This is a genomic window from Waterburya sp. (assembly GCF_058530065.1).
On sequence record NZ_JBZNBU010000056.1, the window covers coordinates 1 to 8,704 of the forward strand.

General features: G+C 40.4%; 8 protein-coding genes. 5 read left to right on the forward strand and 3 right to left on the reverse strand.

Annotation, left to right across the window (positions count from 1 at the left end):
- Together AC33VI_RS03795 and AC33VI_RS03800 are read left to right on the forward strand one after the other, a co-directional pair.
- Positions 1–1,720 (forward strand): efflux RND transporter permease subunit (locus AC33VI_RS03795; RefSeq protein ID WP_491780940.1); only part of this gene is annotated, 1,720 nt, incomplete at its 5' end.
- 508 nt (positions 1,721–2,228) lie between these two features.
- Positions 2,229–2,774, forward strand: a complete 546-nt coding sequence (locus tag AC33VI_RS03800) for a hypothetical protein (RefSeq protein WP_491780941.1) — start codon at positions 2,229–2,231, stop codon at positions 2,772–2,774.
- 515 nt (positions 2,775–3,289) lie between these two features.
- Here the strand turns inward: AC33VI_RS03800 and AC33VI_RS03805 are convergent.
- A complete protein-coding gene (locus AC33VI_RS03805; RefSeq protein ID WP_491780942.1) occupies positions 3,290–4,243 on the reverse strand; it encodes an SDR family NAD(P)-dependent oxidoreductase in 954 nt (317 codons plus the stop codon).
- A 137-nt stretch (positions 4,244–4,380) separates the two neighbouring features.
- Between AC33VI_RS03805 and secD the strand changes: the two genes are divergently transcribed.
- Genes secD through AC33VI_RS03820 form a run of 3 tightly spaced genes read left to right on the forward strand, consistent with a single transcriptional unit; the run spans position 4,381 to position 7,174 of the window.
- Positions 4,381–5,799 (forward strand): protein translocase subunit SecD, encoded by a 1,419-nt coding sequence (gene secD / locus AC33VI_RS03810; RefSeq protein ID WP_491780943.1) that lies wholly within the window; start codon positions 4,381–4,383, stop codon positions 5,797–5,799.
- 12 nt (positions 5,800–5,811) lie between these two features.
- Positions 5,812–6,768, forward strand: a complete 957-nt coding sequence (gene secF, locus AC33VI_RS03815; protein WP_491780944.1) for a protein translocase subunit SecF — start codon at positions 5,812–5,814, stop codon at positions 6,766–6,768.
- 34 nt (positions 6,769–6,802) lie between these two features.
- Positions 6,803–7,174, forward strand: coding sequence for a hypothetical protein (locus AC33VI_RS03820; RefSeq protein ID WP_491780945.1), 372 nt, complete (start codon positions 6,803–6,805; stop codon positions 7,172–7,174).
- Positions 7,175–7,264: 90 nt separating this feature from the next.
- Here the strand turns inward: AC33VI_RS03820 and AC33VI_RS03825 are convergent, their stop codons facing one another.
- Positions 7,265–8,164 carry a DMT family transporter gene (locus tag AC33VI_RS03825; protein WP_491780946.1) on the reverse strand — a complete coding sequence of 300 codons (900 nt, stop codon included), beginning with the start codon at positions 8,162–8,164 and terminating at the stop codon, positions 7,265–7,267.
- Between the two features lie 10 nt (positions 8,165–8,174).
- Positions 8,175–8,704 (reverse strand): helix-hairpin-helix domain-containing protein (locus AC33VI_RS03830; RefSeq protein WP_491780947.1); only part of this gene is annotated, 530 nt, incomplete at its 5' end.

Here is an 8,704-nt window from a genome sequence, read left to right on the forward strand (position 1 = left end):
AGCGATCGGGATTAGCGTGATCTTGGCGGTATCTTCTTCGATGTTTTTGGCTTTAACGGTGATTCCTGCTTTGACCGCAAAGTTTCAAAGAAAAGGAAAATTTCAGACTAGATCTTGGTTAGATCGGGGTATTTCTATTCCCGTCTTGAAACAATGGTATGGCAATTCGGTTAATTGGACTACCAGCAAACCAGTATTGGGAATTATTCTGGCTTTATTATTACCAGTCTTTGGTTTCATACAAGCGGGGAGTTTGGCACAACAATTCTTTCCCGCAGCCGATCGCGATCAATTACAAATACAGATAGAATTACCCGCATCTGGCGCGATCGCTCGAACCGAATCCGTTGCTTTGCAGATACGCGATCGCTTGATTGATAATTCCACCATAGATGACGTTCATTGGTTTATCGGTCGCAGCGCGCCCAGGTTTTATTACAACATAGTGGGAGGAAGGGATAGAGAGGCTAATTTTGCTCAAGCGATCGTCCAGTTAAAAGAGATTGCCACTAGCAATTTAGTAGAAGAGTTACAAACAGATTTAGACCGCAATTTCCCCAATGCCAGAATTTTAGTACGTCAGTTAGAACAAGGACCTCCCTTCGACGCGCCCATTGAAATGCGAATTTTGGGCAATGATATTAACGTACTCCAGCAGCTAGGAGAACAAGCTAGAAATATTTTGATCCAACAGCCCGAAATTACCCATGCCCGCGCTAGTTTGGATGAAGTGCGACCCCAATTAAAATTTGAACTAGACGAAGAAAAAGCTCGTTTGGCTGGTTTAGAGCGCAATGGGATCGCCCGACAGTTAAATAGTAGTTTGGATGGCAATACGGGGGGGACAATTCTCGAAGCTACGGAAGAATTACCCGTCAGAGTTAGGCTGGCTAAAGACCAACGAAACGGAGTTAACAGTTTGAATGGCTTGGATTTATTGTCTGCCAATACTTCAGGATCTATACCCCTTTCTTCTTTAGGCAAAGTTACCCTAGAACCAGAACTTGCTAAAATCACCCACTACAACGGACAGAGAGTAAATACCGTTCAAGGTTTCCTCAAAGCGGGAACATTACCTGCGGAGGTATTAAAAGAGTTTCAACAAAAATTAGACAATGCGGAGTTTAAACTGCCTAGTGGCTATAGCTATCAGTTTGGGGGAGAAGCCGAAGAAAAAAATAATGCGATCGGCGGTTTGATTGCTACAGTGGGAGTCTTAGCAGTGATTACCATTGCTACCTTAGTCTTGTCATTAGGTTCGTTTCGTTTGGCAGCAGTTATCGGTGCAGTTGCGATCGCCTCTATTGGTTTGGGACTGTTTTCGATCTGGCTGTTTGGCTATCCCTTCGGTTTCAATCCAATTATCGGCACTGTAGGTTTAATTGGAGTAGCAATCAACGATTCGATCGTGGTTATGGCGGCAATTCAACAAGATCCTACCGCCAAGTTAGGAAATATTAAAGCAATTCGCCAAGTAGTCATGGATTCAACCCGTCATGTCATCGCTACTACTTTAACTACCGCCTTTGGTTTTGTACCTTTATTATTAGGTGGTGGCGAATTTTGGCCTCCCCTAGCAATCGCGATCGCGGGAGGAGTTTTAGGAGCTACCTTGCTGGCGTTGTATTTAGTTCCTTCAGCTTATTTGTTATTAATTAAAATCGACAAAAAGAAAATTGCCTTCCATCGAGCAAAATCTAATTTATTGAAAAATTATTAATATGGCTTGATCTTCCATAACTTTTAGATCTAGTTTCTTGATAAATCAGAAATAAAACTTAGAGAACTCTGGGAGATTGCAACACACTTGCCAATAACAGAATCCAAGGCAGTTTTAGATTGGGAATAAATTTGGCGTATTTTTCCAACGAAATCCCAATCATCATCATAATTTCTAGCTGTTTTTTCTCCCGTCAGACAGTTAACAACTCCTCTCCCCTAACTAGAAACAATCAATAAATTATCGCTATGGCGGTCGAAACCTACAGACTCCAAACCACCAACAGTAATCGTAGTTTTTAGTTGCCAAAGATTGGGTGGGGGTTCAATTTTTAGTTTTAATAGTTTCTCTTTTTAAGTGGGTTTAAATGTTCGTACATAGTATCAGTACTGAAATTTAAAGCGATCGCTTTTTTTGAATACTTGTATTCGATTCTAATTGTTCGGCGATCGATTTATGCTTAATTTGGGCAAAATCATACTGACAATTAGCTATTTTTCGTGGAAATATGCCCGTTTATACGACTTCTGAAGCAAGCTTTGCCAAAATTCGTCAGAAATTAATTAAGCGATCACTTTTAAACTCGTCAATCTTATTAATATTCCTCTTAGGGGTGGAAACATGGAGATATTATACTCAAGGAGTAGTAGAATTTAGTAACATTATTATCGGAATTTTTGTTACGAGTGTTTTATCGGCGATCGCTATTAATAAAGCTCTTAAAGAACAAAAAGAAATTTGGAATTCTGTAGAAATCAAATTAGAAGAAGATTATATATCTCGACAACAACTTCGCATTCCAGAGGTGATAATTAATCGAGAAGAAATCATCGCTATTCAAGAATCGAAGCAGGGTTTATCTATTATCTCGCAAGATAAAACTCGTTCTTTATTAATTACCGTTGAATTGAATCGAGCCGACTACTTAGAAATAAAGGATTTCTTATCAAACTGGATTGAAATAAAACCTTTGTCTACAACTCAAAAAGCTAAAAACTTTTCTATAGTTGCCTTGTATTCAATTTTGTTTGTTGGTCTAATTTTTTCTCCCTAAAATCAGTCTCAACAAACAGATCAATCTGGGTAAAATTTTTAAGATTGAATCTTTAATTAACTGTTTTACGAAAATTCATTAAAGCGATCGCTTTATCTTCCATTCCTTCTAGATAGAGTTTATTTTTTCTGTCAACGAGAATAAATACTTAGTCAATAAGCGGTGTGACCCCGCGTCGTCCGAAGGCGCAAGGGAATGCGCACCGAAGAAACTAGTCTATTTTATTAAGTTAAATTAATGATAATTTTCAACAACTGCTAAATATCTTGTCTCAAATAGCTTGCAAAGATTATAAACAAAATATAAAAATAAAAGTAAGAAAATAACTCATCATACTTTTATTTTGTTGTTGATATAGTCAATAATTTATCATGGCTTTGTACCCTAGTAAACTCGTAAGCAAATTCTCAATAAGAGACTTAATATTTATTTACTTATTTATTCTTAATATTTTGAATTAAATCAAAAAATACCCAATAGAGATCGAACTATTATTTATAAATCAAAAATAAAACTCAAAGAACTCTAGGAGATTGCAACATACTTCCTAATAACAAAATCCAAGGCAGTTTTAAATTAGGAATAAACTTGGCATATTTTTCCAAACTAGGGAAAGTATAGGGTAGAAGGAAACGCAAAGATCGCATGGAAACGGGACGATTGCCGTCGCGATCAACTAAATTATATCTTTCGGCTAATTCTGCCACGATGTGCATTTTCCCCGTATATTGCATGATATTAGGATCGCTAGCTAGGGCTGCGATCGCTCTACCCGTCAGTAAAGGGCTTTCCCAGTTATAACCATTCGCCCAAACAGCATCACCCTCGCTGGATTGAGCAAAATCTTGAATTTGTTCCGTACCGACAATTCCAGGATAGATAGAAACAGAAGCAATATTATCTGGTTTCAATTCTACTGCCATATCCGCTGCCAGGCGATCGCAAGCGGATTTACCCGCCCCATAAGCCGCCCCAAAGATATAAGATAAACCGCCCCAAGAAGAAATCGTACAGATAATTCCGCCCCCAGTTTCGCTCATCAATCTAGCAGCATAAATACTGGCTACATAATGACTCCGCAAGCCTACATTATTGATTGCATCCCAAAGATCTGGTTCGGCTTGCCAAAAAGGTTTGCCATAGGCATCCCTAATTGCTTTTACCCCTGAAAAAACATTATTAACCAGCAAATCTAATTTGCCTGTTTCTGTTTTAATGCGATCGAATAAAGCTTTTACTTGCTCGTCATCTGCATGATCGACTTGTACGGGAATACATTCACCCCCCACGGCTGCGATTTCGGCTTGAGTTTCCATCAGACTCCCCGATAATTCGTTATCTGAAGATTCTAAACTTCGCCCTGTGATATATACCGTCGCCCCAGCTTCCCCCAAACCGACTGCGATTCCTTTGCCGACTCCTCTGGTTGCACCCGTTACCAATACTACTTTTCCCTTCAAGTCGGACATAATTCTTCTCTAATTTCTCAATACTTATATAGTTTAGTTCTAAAGATTAGTTTCTCTCCCAGTCACCTCGTCACCCAGTCACCCTAAGTCTACGAAAAGGGCGTATCATAGCATTTATTACGGCACGGTGATAGTAAATGCAGAAACAAAGAGCCTATATTATTTTAATTTTGGCATTGGTCGCAGCAGCGATCGCGATCTTAACGACAATTCCGCCCCAATTGGGTTTGGATCTGCGCGGAGGGGCGCAATTAACCATTCAAGTAAACCCTACCAAAGAACAACCCGACGTTAAACCCACTGCTGAAGATGTAGTGGCAGTACAGCGAGTTTTGGAAAATCGCATTAATGAATTTGGGGTATCTGAAACCACAGTACAAACCATTGGGGAAGACAAAATCTTAATTCAGCTACCAGGGGAAAGCCAACCTGAAGAAGCAGAAAGACGTTTAAAAGGAACGGCTAAATTAGAATTTAAAGAGCAAAGACAGGGTACTGAAGGGGATTTTATTGCCGAATCTCAAGTTAACCGACAGTTACAGGCACAGAGAGATTACTTTAACGAACAGGAGCAAAGTCCAGAAAACACCGCACAGTTAGCAGAAATTAACGAATCCTTGGCTAAATCCAACGAGGCAATCTCCAAACTGTTTGACTCGGTAGATTTAACGGGAACTAACCTTACCGATGCTCGCCCTCAACCCGATGCGACGGGGCTACGTTATGAAGTAGCTATTAATTTTGATGGGGAAGGTGGCAGAAAATTCGCCGAACTTACTAAGAATTTAGCAGGTACGGGGCGCAGTATTGGTATCTTTTTAGACGATGACTTGATTAGTTCTCCTGTAGTGGGGGTAGAATTTGCCGATACTGGTATTGCTGGCGGTAGAGCCGTAATTACAGGGAATTTTGACTTTGAAGGTGCTAACGATCTGGCAATTCAAATCAAAGGTGGTTCGTTACCCTTCCCCGTTTCAGTGGTGGAAAATCGTACTGTAGGTGCGACTCTGGGACAAGATAGTATTCGTCGCAGTATTATTGCCGCCTGTGTTGGTTTGGCTTTAGTTTTAATCTTTATGGTGGTTTACTATCGTTTGCCAGGCTTAATTGCCGATGGAGCATTAATTGTCTACGCTTTGCTCACCTTGGCTTGTTATGCCCTAGTGGGAGTGACTTTAACTTTACCTGGCATCGCTGGGTTTATTTTGAGTATTGGTATGGCGGTAGATGCTAACGTGCTAATCTTCGAGCGTACGAGGGAAGAATTACGGGCGGGAAAAACTCTCTATCGTTCTGTAGAATCGGGATTTTTTAGAGCATTTTCTAGTATTTTAGACAGTAATGTCACCACCGCGATCGCTTGTGTGGCTTTGTTGTGGTTGGGTTCTGGTTTAGTAAAAGGTTTTGCCGTAACTCTCTTGATTGGCGTATTGGTCAGTATGTTTACTGCCGTTACCTGTAGCCGAACTTTAATGCTTTTGGTAGTACTCAGTTTGCCCAAAGTCAGACAAAGCCCAGAGTTATTTTGTCCCAATCTTAATGTCAGCAAGCAATAGTTTAGTTAATTTATGAAATTTAGCATTACAAGCAAACGCAATTTATGGTGGGGGATTTCAGGACTAGCGATCGCTGCCAGCATTGCGATGATGGTTTTTTCTTTCACCACCCTCAACGCCCCGATCCGCCCTGGTATTGACTTTATTGGCGGAACGCGAGTTCAAATCGCCAGAGACTGTAGTGTCGCGGGCAATTGTGACAGTCCGATAGATACCGCAGAAGTGAGAAATGTTTTAGACGCTCAAGAGTTGGGCGGTAGTAGCATCCAGCTATTGGGAGAAGACAAGCAAATTCTTTCGGTGAGAACGGAAAATATTGATGGCGATCGCCGTAGTGAATTGTTAACTTCTTTAGGAGAAGCGATCGGCAAATTTGACGATAAAACCGTACAAATAGATTCTGTAGGACCTACTATTGGGGAAGAATTGTTTGTTTCAGGAATTTTAGCCCTATTAGTGGCTTTTTTTGGGATTATTGTTTATCTCAGCATTCGCTTCCAATTTGACTATGCCTTATTTGCGATCGCAGCCTTGTTTCATGATGTAATTATTACCGCAGGTATTTTCTCTTTATTAGGATTGACAATCGGTATTGAAGCCGACAGTCTATTTTTAGTATCTTTACTGACGATTATTGGTTTTTCCGTTAACGATACTGTAGTTATTTACGATCGCATCCGCGAAAATATTACCGCCAATCCAGAAAAAACCATTAATGAAGTTGTAGACAATGCGGTCAACCAAACTTTAGGGCGATCGATTAACACTACCCTGACGACTTTGCTACCCTTGATGGGTATTTTCTTGTTTGGCGGACAAACCCTCAAATTTTTCGCTCTAGCTTTAATTATTGGTTTCTTATTGGGTGCTTATTCTAGTATCTGTATTGCCAGTACTCTTTTAGCTTGGTGGAGAAATGGCAAAGGAAATAATCCCGCACCTATTGCCGATACACCAGTTTCAGAGTAGAAGAGATGGGTAAGTAGTGGAGTAATAAACTCAAGTGAGCAAACAAGATTCCGATTTTCAGCAAAAAGTTACCAAATTGTATCAACTATCAATCTACGGTCGTTGGTTGGTGGTAATAGCTAGTTGGCTGACTTTCGGAGTCTATGCCCTTTGGAGTTTGCGGGAAGAAATTGCTATTGCTTTAGATTATTTCACCTGGGCAGCAGTTTATTATGGGTTGCATTTTAATTTCATACCCACCCTCTGCTTGGCTTTTTGTATTGGCATGACGACTTCGGTGCTAGTGTGGCAAAGTCGCAATCTAATTTGGGGTTTGCCCGCCATCGAAAAACACAGGTTAGAAAGAAAAGTTAAAAAAATAATTGCTCAAGGCGATCGCCATCCCCTGTGGAAATGGATTAAATAACTCCTAAGAATCAAATTAGTCTGCGGAGGTTGGGAAAGGTCTAAACCACAGAAGTGACAGAAAAGGGATAATATTGCGATCGCCCGATAACTAACGAACAAAGATTAAAGCAATTCCACCAAGAGAAACGAGCGCGCCTAAAATTGCCCGCCAACTAATCTTTTCCCCTTGTAATGCCACTATGGGTAAAATAAATAAAGGACTGGTAGCTAAAAAGGTTTGAGCGATTCCTGTAGGAGCAAATTTAAGCGATATTTGCTGTAGCCAAATACCGAGATAAGTACCCATAATCGCTGCAACTGCAATTATGCCGAAGCTAGATATTGATTGTTTCTGAGTTATTATTTTCTGCTGTCGGTCAAACTTGAAGCACAACAAACAAATTACAATAATCGTTCCTCCAACTAAACGGATTAAACTACTAGTTAACGGATCGATATCCGATTGAATCAGGGCAAAACGAGAAACAACCGCTCCCAAAGCTTGAGCGATCGCAGCCAAAATTCCCCAGATAATACCTCGTCGAGAAATACTCAAATTATTATTAGGATTGCGCTCGCTAATTACCCAAGCAATACCAATCCCCGCGAGCAAAATACCGCACCAAGCAAGATAGCTGAGTCGTTCGCCAATAAATAAAAATGCTAGTAAGCCACCTATGGGGGGAGAAGCAGTTTCCAACAATAAAGTACGTCTCGCACCCAAGCTATTTAAAGCAGAGAAATAGGCAGTATCTCCCAAGCCAATACCGATAACACCACTGAGGGATAGCAAGGCAATAGTTAAAAGAGAGATATCGCTAAAAGTTGCTTGTTGCAGGATTAACGTTAAAACAATTAAAGCGATCGCAATTATTCCTTTGTATAAATTTAACTGGAGAGGCGGTATTTTTAAGCCTAGATGACCGTATACTACCGAAGAAATTGCCCAGAGTAATGCAGCAGTTAGGGCAGCTAGTTCCCCTAAATAATTATTCTTAATGAATAGCAAAAGTGATTATTTATAAATTGTTTGGATGGAAATAATTATAAATCTCTTGAGCCAAGGCTTGACCGATACCAGGAACTTCCGTCAATTTATCTACATTGGCTTCCCGTATATAGTCAATGGAATGAAAATGAGCTAACAGTTGCTTCTGACGTTGAAATCCCAAACCAGGAATCTCCGACAGGCGAGATCTTCTACTACTTTTCAATCTTTGCTGACGATGGAAGCTGACGGCAAAACGGTGCGACTCATCCCTCACTCTCCTCAATAGTTGAACTCCTGGTTGTTCTGGATCGGTATCTAAAGGTTGAGATTCTCCTGGCAGAAAAATTTCTTCTCTTTTTTTTGCCAAACTAACTACTTTGACAGCTTCTAATAAATCCATTGCCTGCAATACTTTTACCACCGCCGAAAGTTGTCCCTTACCCCCATCGATCATGATTAAATCGGGAAAATCTGGCTCTTGGGTAATATTTTCCCGATTATTTTGATATTTGCGGAAGCGACGACCCAAAACTTCTGCCATACTGGCAAAATCATCAG

What these genes read in the sequence shown, in the direction of transcription:
- AC33VI_RS03805 (WP_491780942.1), bottom strand. Translation starts at nt 4,243, where the DNA reads ATGTCCGACTTGAAGGGAAAAGTAGTATTGGTAACGGGTGCAACCAGA.
- AC33VI_RS03800 (WP_491780941.1), top strand. Translation starts at nt 2,229, where the DNA reads ATGCCCGTTTATACGACTTCTGAAGCAAGCTTTGCCAAAATTCGTCAG.
- secD (WP_491780943.1), top strand. Translation starts at nt 4,381, where the DNA reads ATGCAGAAACAAAGAGCCTATATTATTTTAATTTTGGCATTGGTCGCA.
- secF (WP_491780944.1), top strand. Translation starts at nt 5,812, where the DNA reads ATGAAATTTAGCATTACAAGCAAACGCAATTTATGGTGGGGGATTTCA.